10 protein-coding genes and 1 tRNA gene are annotated in these 13,758 nt (G+C 73.5%); 4 read left to right on the top strand and 7 right to left on the bottom strand.

Annotated features, from left to right (window positions below; translation table 11 throughout):
• Window positions 1-21: 21 nt before the first annotated feature.
• Window positions 22-867: a hypothetical protein gene (locus AA0005_RS04970; protein WP_413452302.1), complete on the bottom strand. Its 846-nt coding sequence runs from the start codon at window positions 865-867 to the stop codon at window positions 22-24.
• 166 nt (window positions 868-1,033) lie between these two features.
• Here AA0005_RS04970 and AA0005_RS04965 point away from each other — a divergent pair.
• Window positions 1,034-1,106: transfer RNA gene (locus AA0005_RS04965), tRNA-Arg, on the top strand.
• A gap of 24 nt (window positions 1,107-1,130) precedes the next feature.
• Here the strand turns inward: AA0005_RS04965 and AA0005_RS04960 are convergent.
• The 6 genes from AA0005_RS04960 to AA0005_RS04935 all read right to left on the bottom strand — a co-directional run bounded on the left by AA0005_RS04960 (window position 1,131) and on the right by AA0005_RS04935 (window position 7,635).
• Window positions 1,131-1,721: a TetR/AcrR family transcriptional regulator gene (locus tag AA0005_RS04960; RefSeq protein WP_413452301.1), complete on the bottom strand. Its 591-nt coding sequence runs from the start codon at window positions 1,719-1,721 to the stop codon at window positions 1,131-1,133.
• 67 nt (window positions 1,722-1,788) lie between these two features.
• Complete coding sequence (locus AA0005_RS04955) at window positions 1,789-2,613, bottom strand: glycerophosphodiester phosphodiesterase (RefSeq protein ID WP_413452300.1); 825 nt, start codon at window positions 2,611-2,613, stop codon at window positions 1,789-1,791.
• Window positions 2,598-3,914: a peptidoglycan DD-metalloendopeptidase family protein gene (locus AA0005_RS04950; protein WP_413452299.1), complete on the bottom strand. Its 1,317-nt coding sequence runs from the start codon at window positions 3,912-3,914 to the stop codon at window positions 2,598-2,600. The genes AA0005_RS04955 and AA0005_RS04950 overlap by 16 nt, the downstream gene beginning before the upstream one ends.
• A gap of 103 nt (window positions 3,915-4,017) precedes the next feature.
• Entirely contained in the window at window positions 4,018-5,166 is a 1,149-nt protein-coding gene (locus AA0005_RS04945) for a M23 family metallopeptidase (protein ID WP_413452298.1), read from the bottom strand.
• Between the two features lie 115 nt (window positions 5,167-5,281).
• Complete coding sequence (locus AA0005_RS04940; protein WP_413452297.1) at window positions 5,282-6,328, bottom strand: hemolysin family protein; 1,047 nt, start codon at window positions 6,326-6,328, stop codon at window positions 5,282-5,284.
• On the bottom strand, window positions 6,325-7,635 hold the full coding sequence (locus AA0005_RS04935; protein WP_413452296.1) for a hemolysin family protein: 1,311 nt from the start codon (window positions 7,633-7,635) through the stop codon (window positions 6,325-6,327). The genes AA0005_RS04940 and AA0005_RS04935 overlap by 4 nt, the downstream gene beginning before the upstream one ends.
• A 216-nt stretch (window positions 7,636-7,851) precedes the next feature.
• Here AA0005_RS04935 and AA0005_RS04930 point away from each other — a divergent pair, with 216 nt between their 5' ends.
• From AA0005_RS04930 to AA0005_RS04920, 3 genes are all read left to right on the top strand, one after another.
• A complete protein-coding gene (locus tag AA0005_RS04930; RefSeq protein ID WP_413452295.1) occupies window positions 7,852-8,595 on the top strand; it encodes a response regulator transcription factor in 744 nt (247 codons plus the stop codon).
• Between the two features lie 41 nt (window positions 8,596-8,636).
• The gene (locus AA0005_RS04925; RefSeq protein WP_413452294.1) at window positions 8,637-9,710 is read left to right on the top strand and encodes an ATP-binding protein; all 1,074 of its coding nucleotides are present in this window, start codon (window positions 8,637-8,639) and stop codon (window positions 9,708-9,710) included.
• Between the two features lie 166 nt (window positions 9,711-9,876).
• The gene (locus AA0005_RS04920; RefSeq protein WP_413452293.1) at window positions 9,877-13,728 is read left to right on the top strand and encodes a multifunctional oxoglutarate decarboxylase/oxoglutarate dehydrogenase thiamine pyrophosphate-binding subunit/dihydrolipoyllysine-residue succinyltransferase subunit; all 3,852 of its coding nucleotides are present in this window, start codon (window positions 9,877-9,879) and stop codon (window positions 13,726-13,728) included.
• The last annotated feature ends 30 nt before the right edge of the window (window positions 13,729-13,758 follow it).

Genomic DNA, 13,758 nt, shown 5'->3' with positions numbered 1-13,758 from the left:
GCGATCGCTCCCCGGCGCGGGCTACAGCGGCAGGCTGGAGTAGAACTGGCTGACGTAGTCGGCGCTGCCGGTGATCTCCAGGACGTGGCCCCGGTCGGTGGTCCAGATGTACCGGCCGCGCTCGTCCGAGAGCAGGAAGGCCCAGAAGGTCCCGGTCCCGTTGGTGTAGGTGTCGCCCGTGTCGACGAGCTCACCGTCGGCGCCCTCGGTGAGCCGGGTGGCGAAGGCGTCGGCGGCGGCGTTGTCCGGCCACAGGGTCGCGAGCATCCCGATGCGCTCCTCGCCGCCGATGTAGGTGCCGCGGTAGGCCTCGACGGCGCCCTCGATGCCCTCGTCGGGGACGAAGCCCTCCTCGGACAGCTCGAAGGTGAGGTCACCGACGGACACGGTCTCGTCCAGGTCGCCGAGCAGCTCCGAGCTCGGCTCCTCCGTCGGCTCCGCGGTGGTGGGCTCCTCCGTCGGCTCCGGGGCGGCCGTCGTCGCCGGGTCGGTCGGCCCGGTGGTGGGTGCGTCGGTCTGCTCCGCCGTCGGGGTGGCGGGGGCGACCGGGTCCTCGTCGTCGCCGCCGAGGAGGAGGGCCGCGGCGATGCCGCCGGCGACCAGGACGACGACGGCGGCGATGACGGCCGGCAGCACCCAGCGGGGCCGCCCACTCGTGGGCTCCTCCGGCTCAGGCTCTGTGCTGCTCGGGTCGGAGTAGATGGTGCGGGCCGGGTCGGGCGCCTGGCCGTAGCTCGCGGTGGGCTCGCCGGCCTGCGACTCGGGCAGGTCGTAGGGCGAGCGCGCGAAGCCCTCCCCCTCGTCGGGGGTGCGTGGCGCGTCGTCGTCGGACGGTCCGGGCGTGGGGCCCGTCGGTGGCTGGCTCATGTCGTCTCCTCCTCGTCCGGCGCGCGAGAGAACGCCTGGCACTGCGGCGTCCACCCTAGGCCGTCGCGGCGGGCCTGTCGCTCCACGGGCGGGTGGACGTGGCGGGCGCCACGTCCACCCGATGTCTTGATCACCCCGCGGGGCTGATAGCATCGCCGGGCGTCGTGCCCCTGTAGCTCAGTGGATAGAGCGTCTGCCTCCGGAGCAGAAGGTCGCTGGTTCGAGTCCAGTCGGGGGCACTCATGCTGCCCGGGAACGGGCGGTCAGGCCGTGGTCCACCACGCGGGCAGCCCGGCCATGATCTCGTGCGCGCGTCGCGCGGAGTCGGTGGTGTCCTGCGCCGCCCACACGCCGACCGCGGCCGCACAGGCCGCCCCGACCATCTGGGCCGCGGTCGCGTCGTCGATGTCGATGGTGCGCCCCCGGTCGGCCAGCCGGCGGTGGGCCTCGGCGGCGCGCTGCGCCATCGCGTCGGCGACGATCCGCTGGAACTGGTGGTCGCCGTCGCTGGCGAAGAGCCGGCGGTAGGCAGGCCGGTTGCGGGCGACGTGGTCGAGCATCCCCTCGAGCGCCGCCCGGTAGGTCTCCGTCACCTCGTCCATGTCCTCCGGCAGGGCGGCCGGGTCGACCGTCGAGAGGTCCTCGATGAGCGCCGAGAACATGTAGGCCGCGAACTCCGCGACCGAGGAGAAGTGCTTGTAGAAGGTCGTCCGGTGGATCCCGGCGACGCGGCACAGCTCGGAGACGTTGATCTCGCTGATCGACTGCGTCTCGAGCAGGCTCGTCATCGCACGTTCCAGGAGCGCCAGCGTGCGCCGCGTGCGCGGGTCGGTGTGCGACTCGTGGAGGGTCATCGCCACATTGTGCACCACCCCGCCGACCGGCAGGAGCGTGTTCACACCCGGTCTGCCACGGGGAAAATCAGTCGCTCGCCGTCCACTCCCCCCGCGTGTGAAGCACCTGGCGCAGCACCGTGGGACGGTCGGTGACCAGGCCGTCGACACCGAGGTCGAGCAGCCGGTGCATGGTCGGGGCGTCGTCGATGGTCCACACGTGGACCTCCAGGCCGAGGCGGTGGGCGAGCCGGACGAAGGCCGGCGTGACGACCGGGACGCCGCGGTGCCGGACGGGCACCTGGACGCACACGGCGCGGTCGGTCGTCGTCCCCGACGGCGTGGGGACGCCCCGCACCGGGGCGCCGAGCGTCGCCGCGGCGACGAGCCGGGCGATCTCCTGGCGCCCCAGGCTCGTGGCGACCCGCCCCTGGGTGGCGCGGCGCGCGATCCGCAGCCGCCGGTCGGAGAAGGACGCGAGGCACACGCGGTCGCCGGCGCCCGCGTCGGCGATGGTGCGCAGTGCCGGGCCGACGACGGCGTCCTCCTTGAGGTCGATGTTGAGGCGCAGCCCGGGGAAGTCCGCGAGCGCCTCGTCCAGCCGCACGAGGCGGCCCCCGGAGCGGTCGCGCAGTCGCGCCGCCTGCTCCCAGGTGAGCGCCGAGAGGGGGCCGTGACCGTCGGTCGTCCGGTCCACGGTGGGGTCGTGGAGGAGGACGACGACGCCGTCGGCGGTGCGGTGGACGTCGGTCTCGACGTACCGGTACCCGAGGGCCGCGGCGTGCTCCAGGGCGGCGCGCGAGTTCTCGGCCACCTCCGCCCCTCCTCCGCGGTGCGCGAGCGCGGCCGGGCCCCGGCGGTCGAGGTAGGGGGCACCTCCGGCGGCCGCGCCGCCGGTCAGGGTGCCGTGCACTGGTTCGGGGCGACGAGGGTGAGGCCGAGCGAGGCGAGGAAGGCGACCGGGTCGACCGTCGTGCCGTAGGCGCGGGTGGGGAAGGGGTTGCGGGGCCGCTCGGTCGGCTGCTCCGTCGGTTCCTCGGTGATCGGGTCCTCCGTGGGCTGGGGGGTGGGCGTCTCGCTGGGCTCGGGGCTGGGCTCGGGACTCGGCTCGGGGCTGGGCTCGGGACTCGGCTCAGGGCTCGGAGCCGGGACCGGCGTCTCGCTCGGCTCGGGGCTCGGCTCCTCCTCACCGGGTTCGCCCGGCTCGGGAGTCTCGTCCTCGCCCGGCTCGGGGGTCTCGTCCTCCCCCGGCTCGCCTGGCTCGGGAGTCTCGTCCTCGCCCGGCTCGGGGGTCTCGTCCTCACCCGGGTCACCCGGCTCGGGGGTCTCGTCCTCCCCCGGGTCGCCCGGCTTCGGGGTCTCGTCCTCGCCGGGCTCCTTCGGCCCGGGACTCTCGTCGTCCCCCGGCCCGTCCGCAGGGTCACCGGGCTCGTCGGTCGCCTCCGCCACGGAGCTGAGCACGAAGGATGCGGGGGTGCGCCGCACCGGCGTCTTCGTCAGGCCGAGGCCGGCGTCGGAGGTGTGGATCTCGAAGTGCAGGTGCGGGCCGGTGGAGTTGCCGTTGTTCCCCACCTCGGCGATGACCTCGCCGGCGCGCACGTGCTGGCCCACCTCGACGAAGATGCCGTCGGGGTACATGTGGACGTACCAGCTGTAGAAGGTCGTGCCCGCGACGGTGTGCTCGATGATGACGAGCTCGCTGGAGCGTCCCAGCCGCCCGGCGCCGGTGTAGACGACCGTGCCGTCGGTGACGGCGTGGATGGGCGTGCCGAGCGGGGCGGCGTAGTCCACGCCCATGTGCATGGTGTAGGTGCCGAAGATCGGGTGGACGCGGTACCCGTAGGGCGAGCTCACGCGGTAGCTGCCGGGCGCGACCGGGTAGCTCGCGCAGAGCGGGGACTCGCTGAAGGGGTCGCTGCCCGCCTTGGTGACGACGGCGTTGCTCACGAGCGTCACACCGCTGCCCAGGCGGAAGGACTCGCCGGCCTTGACGGGTTCCGCCTCGAGGGTGAGCCCCATCTCGACGAAGGCTCCGCCGGCCGTCTTCGTGGGACTCGGCGCCGCGGGGCTGACGGCCAGGGCCGTCGCCGCGGCGAGGAGTGCGGCGCAGCCGAGCGCACCGGCCCTGCGCAGCCGCCTCAGCCCGGCGGGAAGGGGCTCGACGGCAGGGACGTCGGCCGCACGGGCCGACGACTCCTCTGCGGTCGGTGACATCCGGGTCCCCCTGGGCTCACAGCCGCGCGGCACGCGGCTGGCCCAGAGTAACGGAGGTCACTCGACGTGGTCCATCCCCAGCGGCGGGAGGACCAGGGCACTCTCAGCAGTCGGCCGACAGCATGACGGCGTCGTGGTCGGCGAGGAAGGCGCCGGGGTCCGTCGTCGTCCCCGCCTCGTCGAGGTGGATCTCGAGGTGGAGGTGGGGGCCGGTGGAGTTCCCGTTGTTCCCCACCTCGCCGATGACCTCGCCGCCGCGGACCTGCTGGCCCTCGGAGACGAAGACACCGTCCTCGTACATGTGGACGTACCAGCTGTAGAACGTCTCGCCGTCGACCTCGTGCTCGATGATGACGAGCATGCTCGAGCGGCCGTCGAGGCCCTCGCCGGCGTGGACGACGGTGCCGTCGGCCACCGAGTGGATCGGGGTGCCGAGCGGTGCGGCGAAGTCGAGGCCCTCGTGCTTGGACCACGTGCCGTTGATCGGGTGGACGCGGTTGCCGTAGAGCGAGCTCTGCGAGTAGGTGCCGACGGCGAGGGGCATGGCCATCCGCTCGGCGCCGAGGGCCGCGCCGGCGCCGTTGGCGCCGCTGCCGGTCAGCGAGCTGCACACCGCGGCGTCCCGGTCGACGCTCCGCGAGCTCTGGACGAGCGCACGGGCGGAGGCGCTGGAGTCGGCGAGGAGCGCGGCGGTGCTGCCGGCGGACTCGGCGTCCAGCTGGGTGGCGGCGGAGTCGAGGGCGTCGAGGAGGGTGTCCCCGGCCGGGACGGTGGCCACGGCGGGCGCCTCCTCGGCCGCGCCCTGGCCGGCGCCGACGAAGCCGGCGAGCGGGGCGACGATCGTCGCGGCGCCGAGCGCCCCGAGGACGGCGGCGCGCGGCATCCAGCGCGGCGTCTGGACGCGGAGGGTGCGCTGCGGGGCGGGACGCTGCGCGGCGCGGAGCTCGGCGCGGCTGCGGTACTGCGGACGGACGGGGGCGACCGTGCCGTCGAGCGGCACCGTGGCGACGTGCTCGGTCTCCTGCGCGGGGGCGGCGGCCTGCTGCGCGGTGGCCGCCGTGGCCTGCTGCGCCTGTCCGACCAGGCCGAGGCCGCCGGCCAGCGGGACGGTGGCGAGGAGGGGGCCGGGGAGCTGCGCTGCGGCGCGCGCGGCAGTCTCACGGAGTGCGAGCAGCTCGGCGCGGCGCTCCGCCTCCCGTAGCTGCCGTCGCGTCACCGGTGCCGTGGAGGGCATCGAGGCGCGCGCGGGCATAGGGAACCTTTCGGGTGGAGATGGAGGGCACGCCGGCGGACCGGCGTATCACGAAACAGTAACGACACCGGCGGCGCGGAGTCCACAATCGCGTCGCACCCTGTGCAGGAGTGGTTCAGGAGCCGGCGCTGTGGCGCTGCATCGAGTCAGAGACCTCTCCGACGAGCTCCTCGAGAATGTCCTCGAGGAAGACGACGCCGACGGTCGGGCCGCCCGCGCCCCCCACCCCGGCGAGGTGCGTCCCGGTCCGCTGCATGACGGCCAGGACGTCCTCGATCTCGTCCGATGGCGCCACTCTGGGCAGTGCGCGCACCCGCCAGTGGGGCACCGGCTGGCTCCGTAGCGCGCCGTCGGCGTAGAGCACGTCCTTGATGTGGAGGTAGCCGTGCACCTCCCCCGCGAGGTTGCGCACCGGGAAGCGGGAGAAACCGGTGCGCGCGACCGCCGTCTCGAAGGTCTCGGGGGTCGTCCCGTCCTCCAGGGTGACGAGGTTCTCATCGGCGACCATGACCTCGGCGGCGTTCTTCTCCGAGAACTCCAGCGCCCCGGACAGCAGTCCCAGCTCGTCCTCGAGCACCCCCTCGCGCTGGGAGCGCTCGATGATCGCGGCGACCTCCTCCGCGGTGAAGGCCGAGGCGACCTCGTCCTTGGGCTCGACGCCCACGAGGCGCAGCACGAGGTTGGCCAGCGCGTTGAGCGCCCGGATGAGCGGCGACAGCACGCGGGAGATGAGGACGAGCGGCGGGCCGAACCACATCGCCGCCTTCTCCGGGCTGGTGACCGCGAGGTTCTTGGGCACCATCTCGCCGACGACGACGTGCAGGTAGATGACGAGCGCGAGCGCGACGGCGAAGCCGACGACGTGCGCGGACGCCGCCGGCAGCCCGAGGTCCATGAGCGGGGCCTCGACGAGCCGCGCGATCGCCGGCTCGGCCACCGCACCGATCCCCGTGGAGCACACGGTGATGCCGAGCTGGGCGCAGGCCATCATGAGCGTCGCGTGCTCCATGGCCCACAGCACGGTGCGAGCCCGGCGAGAGGTCTCGGCGAGTGGCTCCACCCGGCTGCGGCGGGCGGACATGATCGCGAACTCGGCGCCCACGAAGAAGGCATTGGCCACGAGCAGGACGAGGCCGAGGAGGAGCGCGGTTCCCGAGCTCATGCGTCGACCCTCCCCCGCACGCGCAGGCGCTCGATGCGCCGCCCGTCCATGAGCTCGACCCGCAGGAGCACCCCGGGCAGCTCGACCTCGTCGCCGACCTCGGCGATCCGGCCGAGCCGGGCCATGACGAGGCCGCCGAGGGTCTCGTAGGGGCCGTCGTCGGGCACGACGAGCTGGGCGAGGTGGGCGAGCTCGTCGGGACGCATGACGCCGGGCACCACCCAGCTGCCGTCGGAGGTCTCGTGGGCGCCGGTGCGGCGGCGGTCGTGCTCGTCGGAGACCTCGCCGACGATCTCCTCGACGACGTCCTCGAGCGTGACGATGCCCGACGTGCCGCCGTACTCGTCGACGACGACGGCCATCTGCATGCCGTCGTCGCGCAGGGAGACGAGCAGGGCCGCCAGCTCGAGCGTCTCGGGGACCCGGGGCGCCGGGATCATGAGGGAGCCGGCCGTCACCGGGACCTCCGCGCGACGCTCGTGGGGGACGGCGATGGCGCGGCGCAGGTTGACCAGACCGACGACGTCGTCGTCGTCGTCACCGAGGACGGGGAAACGGGAGTGGCCGGTGCGGCGGGCGGCGGCGACGACGTCGGCAGCCGTGGCGGTGCGCGGCAGCGCCGTCATCCGCACCCGGTCGGTCATGACGTCGACGGCGGTGAGCGCGCCGATCCCGATGGAGCGGGTGAGCAGGGTCGCGGTGCCGATGTCGAGGGTGCCCTGCTCCGCGGAGCGGCGGACGAGCGCGGCGAGCTCGCTGGCCGAGCGCCCGCCGGCGAGCTCCTCGACCGGCTCCACCCCGAAGCGGCGCAGGATCGCGTTGGCGTTGCCGTTGAGGAGGGAGATGACCGGCCGCAGCAGCCGGGTGAAGGCGCGCTGAAGGGGCGCCACGACCCCCGCCGTCGCGAAGGGGTCGGCGAGCGCGAGGTTCTTGGGGACGAGCTCGCCGAAGAGCATGGAGAAGGCGTTGACGAGCACGAGGGAGACGACGACGGCGGTCGCGCCGGCGGCGGCCGTGGCCAGCCCGGTGGAGCCGAGCGGTCCGGTGAGGAGGGTGACGAGCGCCGACTGGGCCGTGTAGCCGAGCAGGACGGTGGTGAGCGTGATGCCCACCTGGGCACCGGAGAGCTCGGTCGACAGGTGGCGCAGGGCCCGCTGCACGCCGACGGCGCGCCTGTCACCGGCGGCGACGCGCCGGTCGACGGTGGCCGGGTCCATCGCCACGAGGGAGAACTCCGCCGCGACGAAGACGGCGGTGCCGGCGGTGAGGACCACGCCGAGCAGGACGAGGAGCCACTCGGTCAGCACCGGCGCGCTCCCGGCCGGGAGGGGGCGGCGAGGACGCCGCTGGGACTCGGGGGCTCGGCGTCCGCTTCCTCGGACGCCCCGGGACTCGCGGGTTCCGCGTCGGGCTGCGCGGGAGCCTCCTGCGGGCTGGTCTGCTGCTGCGCCATAGTGCGGACACGATACCGGGAGCGGGCGTGCGGCGGGTATGCCCGGGCACCGGTGTGCCAGAGTGCACCCATGGCCCCCACCGGTCCCCCCACCACCGACGCCACCCGGGTGCTCGTCGTCGAGGACGAGCCGGACATCGCCGCGCAGATCGCCCACCGCCTCTCCGCCGAGGGCTGGCGGGTCGAGATCGCCGGCGACGGTCCCGGCGGGGTGGCGGCCGCCCGCACCTTCCTGCCCGACGTCGTCGTGCTCGACGTCATGCTGCCCGGGCTCGACGGCCTCGAGGTGTGCCGCCGGATCCAGGCCGAGCGGGAGGTGCCCGTCCTCATGCTCACCGCGCGCGACGACGAGACCGACATCCTCGTCGGCCTCGGCGTGGGCGCCGACGACTACATGACCAAGCCCTTCTCCATGCGCGAGCTCCTCGCCCGCCTCAAGGCGCTGCTGCGGCGCGCCGAGCGGGCCCGGCGCACCGCGGTCGAGCAGACCGGGGAGCCGGCCGAGGCGCCGCTGCTCCTCGGGGACCTCGAGATCGACCGCAGCCAGCGCCGGGTGCGCCGGCGCGGTGACGAGGCCCATCTCACCCCCACCGAGTTCGACCTCCTCGTGTGCCTGGCCTCCAGCCCGCGCACCGTCTTCTCGCGCGAGAAGCTCCTCGCGGAGGTGTGGGACTGGGCCGACGCGTCCGGGACCCGCACCGTCGACTCCCACGTCAAGGCGCTGCGCCGCAAGCTCGGCGCCGACCTCGTGCGCACCGTCCACGGCGTCGGCTACGCGCTCGAACCGACCGAGGACGCGCCGGGGGCACCGTGAGCGGGCCGGCCGGCGCGCGGCACGCCCGCGGGGGGCTGCGGATGTCCCGCCCGCTCGACCGCTTCCGCTCCCTCAAGATCAAGCTCGGCGTGCTCGTCGCCGTCACCGTGACGGCCGCGGCCTTCATCACGTGGCTGGGGCTGCGCTACGAGCTCGGGCCCACCCGGACCTTCCCGCTCGCGATCGTCTCGGCGCTCGTCGTCACCCAGGTCCTCGCGCACGGCATGACGTCCCCGCTGCGGGAGATGACCGCGGCGGCCCGCGCGATGGCCCGCGGGGACTACTCGCGGCGGGTCACCGCCTCGAGCAGCGACGAGGTCGGCGAGCTGGCGCGGGCCTTCAACCAGATGGCCGAGGACCTCGCCTCGGTGGACACCGCCCACCGCGAGATCGTCGCGAACGTCTCCCACGAGCTGCGCACACCCGTCGCCGCGCTGCAGGCCCAGCTGGAGAACCTCGCCGACGGCGTCGTGCCGGCCACGCCCGAGGCTCTCGAGGGGGCGTTGCGCCAGACCCAGCGGCTGGGGCGGCTCGTCGGCTACCTCCTCGACCTCTCCCGGGTCGAGGCGGGCGTCGTCGGGCTCGAGCTCGAGGACGTCGCCGTGCGCACCCTCGTCGACGACGCCGTCGCGGAGGCGGCGGCGGCCGCGAGCGCCGCGGGCCGGGACGTGCGCTGGGAGGTCAGGGTGGACCCGCCCGAGCTGCGGCTGCGCGTCGACCCCGTCCGCATCTCCCAGGTCCTGGCCAACCTGCTCGACAACGCGGTGCGGCACACGCCGCCCGGCACGCTCGTCTCGGTCCGCGCCTCCGCCGCCGCCCTGCGCGGGGAGGTCGTCATCGACGTCGTCGACTCCGGCGCCGGCATCCCGCCCGCCGACCGGGAGCGGGTCTTCGAGCGCTTCCAGCGGGGGAACAGCCCGTCGCTCACCGGCCGGGCGAGCACGGGCGGCACCGGTCTCGGCCTGGCGATCTCCCGCTGGGCCGTGGCGATCCACGGGGGCACGATCGAGGTCGCCGACTCCCAGGCCGGGGAGGGAGCGACGGTCCGACTGCGTCTTCCGGTGCGCGGACCCCGGCTCCCACGGTCCGCGGGGACGATGCAGGGCCCCGCCTGACACTGCCTTGACCGCCGGTTGGGACTGAGGTCCGAGGCGCGCTCGCAGGGCACCTGATATGGCCGGAACCCGGCTCCCGGCTCCGTCCGGATGGGATCGATCACCTACGCTGGAAGGGCACTTTCTCCTCCATCCACACACGTCTCGGAAGAGGGCGATCCCCGAAGTGTCCACTCAGGAGCACCCTGACCCCGCTGCCGCCGCGTTCGGCACGAATGAATGGCTCATCGAAGAGCTCTTCGAGCAGTACAAGAAGGACCCCGCGCTGGTCGACCCCGCGTGGTGGGAGTTCTTCAAGGACTACGAGCCCGGCAACGGCGCCACCGACAGCGCACCGCGGACGACGGCGGGTGCGCAGCAGCCCTCCGCGCCGCAGCAGCCGCCCTCCGCCGGGACGAGCGACCGCGCCGACGCGCCCGCTGCCGACCCGAGCCCGGCCCCGACCGCCCGCTCGACGAGCAGTGCCGACGAGGCCCGGCCCACGGCGGTGCCCGGCTCGGACACCACGGCCGACAACCCGGCGCCCGCGCCGCAGGCACGCAAGGTCGCCGAGACCGTGGCGGCGGAGCCCGCCCCGGAGGCGGCCGCGCAGCCCGCCGTCGCCGGCTACACCTCCACGCCCGCCTCCCGCCAGCGCGTCGCTGCGCCCGCGGACGGCACGGTCAAGCTCCGCGGCCCGGCCGCGCGCGTCGTCAAGAACATGGACGCCAGCCTCGAGGTGCCCACCGCGACGAGCGTGCGCGCCGTCCCGGCCAAGCTCCTCGCGGACAACCGCATCGTCATCAACAACCACCTCGCCCGCGGGCGCGGCGGCAAGGTGTCCTTCACCCACCTCATCGGCTACGCCGTCGTCGAGGCGCTGGGCAAGCTGCCGGAGATGAACGCCTCGTACGCGGAGGTCGACGGCAAGCCGGCGATGACCCAGCCGGCGAGCGTCAACTTCGGCCTGGCCATCGACCTGCCCAAGCCCGACGGCACCCGCCAGCTGCTCGTCCCCTCCATCAAGGGGGCCGACGCGATGGACTTCAACCAGTTCCGGGTGGCCTACGAGGAGCTCGTGCGCAAGGCGCGCAACAACAAGCTCACCGTCGACGACTTCGCCGGCACGACGATCACGCTGACCAACCCCGGCACCATCGGCACCGTCCACTCGATGCCGCGGCTCATGGTCGGGCAGGGCACGATCGTGGGCGTCGGCGCGCTGGACTACCCCGCCGAGTACAAGGGGGCCTCGGAGGAGACGCTGGCGCGCGCCGGTGTCTCGAAGGTCCTCACGCTCACCTCGACCTATGACCACCGCATCATCCAGGGCGCGGCATCGGGTGAGTTCCTCCGGGTCCTCGAGGAGAAGCTCCTCGGCCAGGACGGCTTCTACGACCGCGTCTTCGCCTCGCTGCGCGTGCCCTACGAGCCCGTGCGCTGGCAGCGCGACGTCCACGTGGACCCCGAGACCGACATGGGCAAGCCCGCCCGCATCGCCGAGGTCATCCACGCCTACCGCTCCCGCGGCCACCTCATGGCGGACACCGACCCGCTGACCTACCGCCAGCGCCGTCACCCCGACCTCGACATCACCAACCACGGGCTGTCGCTGTGGGACCTGGACCGCACCTTCCCCACCGGCGGCTTCGCCGGCACCTCGCGGCTGCCCTTCCGGGACATCCTCGGCATCCTGCGCGACACGTACTGCCGCACCATCGGCATCGAGTACATGCACCTGCAGGACCCGGTCGAGCGCCGCTGGATGCAGTCCCGGCTCGAGACGCCCTACCAGAAGCCCTCCCCGGAGGAGCAGCTGCAGATCCTGCGCAAGCTCGGCCAGGCGGAGGCCTTCGAGACCTTCCTCCAGACGAAGTACGTCGGGCAGAAGCGCTTCAGCCTCGAGGGTGGTGAGTCGCTCATCCCGATGCTCGACACCATCCTCACCGGCGCGGCGCGCGACGGCCTGGACGAGGTCGCGATCGGCATGGCCCACCGCGGGCGGCTCAACGTGCTGGCGAACATCGCCGGAAAGTCCTACGCCCAGATCTTCTCCGAGTTCGAGGGCAACCAGGACCCGCGGTCCATCCAGGGCTCCGGCGACGTCAAGTACCACCTCGGCACCGTCGGTGAGTTCACCGCGCACACCGGGGAGCAGACCCGGGTCTACCTCGCGGCCAACCCCTCGCACCTCGAGGCCGTCAACGGCGTCCTCGAGGGCGTCACCCGCGCCAAGCAGGACCGCATCGACCTCGGCCAGCAGGGCTTCTCCGTCCTGCCGATCCTCATCCACGGCGACGCCGCCTTCGCCGGTCAGGGCGTGGTGATCGAGACCCTGCAGCTGTCCCAGCTGCGCGGCTACCGCACCGGCGGCACGGTCCACATCATCGTCAACAACCAGATCGGCTTCACCACCGGTCCGACGAGCTCGCGCTCCACGCACTACGCCACCGACGTGGCCAAGGGCCTGCAGCTGCCGATCTTCCACGTCAACGGGGACGACCCCGAGGCCGTGGCGCGGGTCGCCGAGCTGGCCTACGCCTACCGGCAGGAGTTCCACAAGGACGTCATCATCGACCTCGTGTGCTACCGCCGCCGCGGCCACAACGAGGGCGACGACCCGTCGATGACCCAGCCGGTCATGTACTCCCTCATCGAGAACAAGCGCAGCACGCGCAAGCTCTTCACCGAGGCGCTCGTCGGGCGCGGGGACATCACCCCCGAGCAGGCCGAGCAGGCACTGCAGGACTACCAGGCGGAGCTGGAGAAGGCCTTCACCGAGACCCGTGAGGTCGGCTGGCGCCCGCCCGTCCGCGAGGACGAGCAGGTCGCCGGGCTCGAGCTGCCCGAGTCGCAGCAGGTCGACGCCGGCACGATGGTCGGCTGGCAGACCGCCGTCCCCGAGCCGGTACTCGGCCGCATCGGCAAGGCGCACGTGCGCCCGCCGGAGGGCTTCAACGTCCACCCCAAGCTCGCCAAGCTCCTCGAGCGGCGCGAGGTCATGTCCCGCGAGGGCGAGATCGACTGGGGCTTCGGGGAGATCCTCGCCTTCGGCTCCCTCCTCATGGAGGGCACGCCGGTGCGCCTGGCGGGGCAGGACTCCCGCCGCGGCACCTTCGTCCAGCGCCACGCGGTCTTCCACGACGCCGAGACCGGCGCCGAGTGGACCCCGCTCATGTACCTCACCGGGGACCAGGCGAAGTTCTGGGTCTACGACTCCTCGCTGTCCGAGTACGCCGCGATGGCCTTCGAGTACGGCTACTCCGTGGAGCGGCCGGACGCGCTGGTGCTGTGGGAGGCCCAGTTCGGTGACTTCGTCAACGGCGCGCAGATCGTCGTCGACGAGTTCATCTCCTCCTCCGAGCAGAAGTGGGGCCAGCGGTCCTCGCTCGTCCTCCTCCTGCCGCACGGCTACGAGGGTCAGGGCCCGGACCACTCCTCGGCCCGCATCGAGCGCTTCCTCCAGCTGTGCGCGGAGGAGAACATGATCGTGGCCCAGCCGAGCACCCCGGCCAACCACTTCCACATGCTGCGCCGGCAGGCCTACAACCGCCCGCGCGTGCCGCTCGTCGCCTTCACCCCGAAGCAGCTGCTGCGCCTGCGTGCGGCGGCGTCCCCGCTGGAGGACTTCACCAGCGGCACCTTCCGGACCGTCATCGGCGACCAGAACGGCACCGAGGGCGACGTCAGCCGCGTCCTCCTGTGCTCCGGCCGGGTCTACTACGACCTCGCGGCGCACCGGGAGAAGACCGGCGCGACGTCGACGGCGATCGTCCGCCTCGAGCAGCTCTACCCGCTCGACCAGGAGGCGGTGAAGGCCGAGCTCGACCGCTACCCCGGTGCGGAGGTCGTGTGGGTCCAGGACGAGCCCGGCAACCAGGGCGCGTGGACCTTCCTGTCCGACCACCTGTCGAGCGAGGCCCTGGGTGGGCGCGAGATGCGCCTCGTCTCCCGCCCGGCCGCCGCCTCGCCGGCCACCGGCGCGGGCCGCGTCCACAAGGAGCAGCAGGCCACGCTCCTCGAGGCCGCCTTCGGCTGACCGGTACGGCACGACGCGGGCCGGCCCCCT

The organism is Georgenia phoenicis (assembly GCF_047302425.1).
GTDB lineage: Bacteria > Actinomycetota > Actinomycetes > Actinomycetales > Actinomycetaceae > Oceanitalea.
Note: the sequence above shows the minus strand (reverse complement) of the source record. Positions and strands in the feature narration are given on the sequence as shown.

Bases quoted from the DNA above. Each gene is read 5' to 3' on its own strand.
- AA0005_RS04930 (WP_413452295.1), top strand. From the start codon at position 7,852: ATGGCCCCCACCGGTCCCCCCACCACCGACGCCACCCGGGTGCTCGTC.
- AA0005_RS04925 (WP_413452294.1), top strand. From the start codon at position 8,637: ATGTCCCGCCCGCTCGACCGCTTCCGCTCCCTCAAGATCAAGCTCGGC.
- AA0005_RS04940 (WP_413452297.1), bottom strand. From the start codon at position 6,328: ATGAGCTCGGGAACCGCGCTCCTCCTCGGCCTCGTCCTGCTCGTGGCC.
- AA0005_RS04950 (WP_413452299.1), bottom strand. From the start codon at position 3,914: ATGTCACCGACCGCAGAGGAGTCGTCGGCCCGTGCGGCCGACGTCCCT.
- AA0005_RS04970 (WP_413452302.1), bottom strand. From the start codon at position 867: ATGAGCCAGCCACCGACGGGCCCCACGCCCGGACCGTCCGACGACGAC.
- AA0005_RS04960 (WP_413452301.1), bottom strand. From the start codon at position 1,721: ATGACCCTCCACGAGTCGCACACCGACCCGCGCACGCGGCGCACGCTG.
- AA0005_RS04945 (WP_413452298.1), bottom strand. From the start codon at position 5,166: ATGCCCGCGCGCGCCTCGATGCCCTCCACGGCACCGGTGACGCGACGG.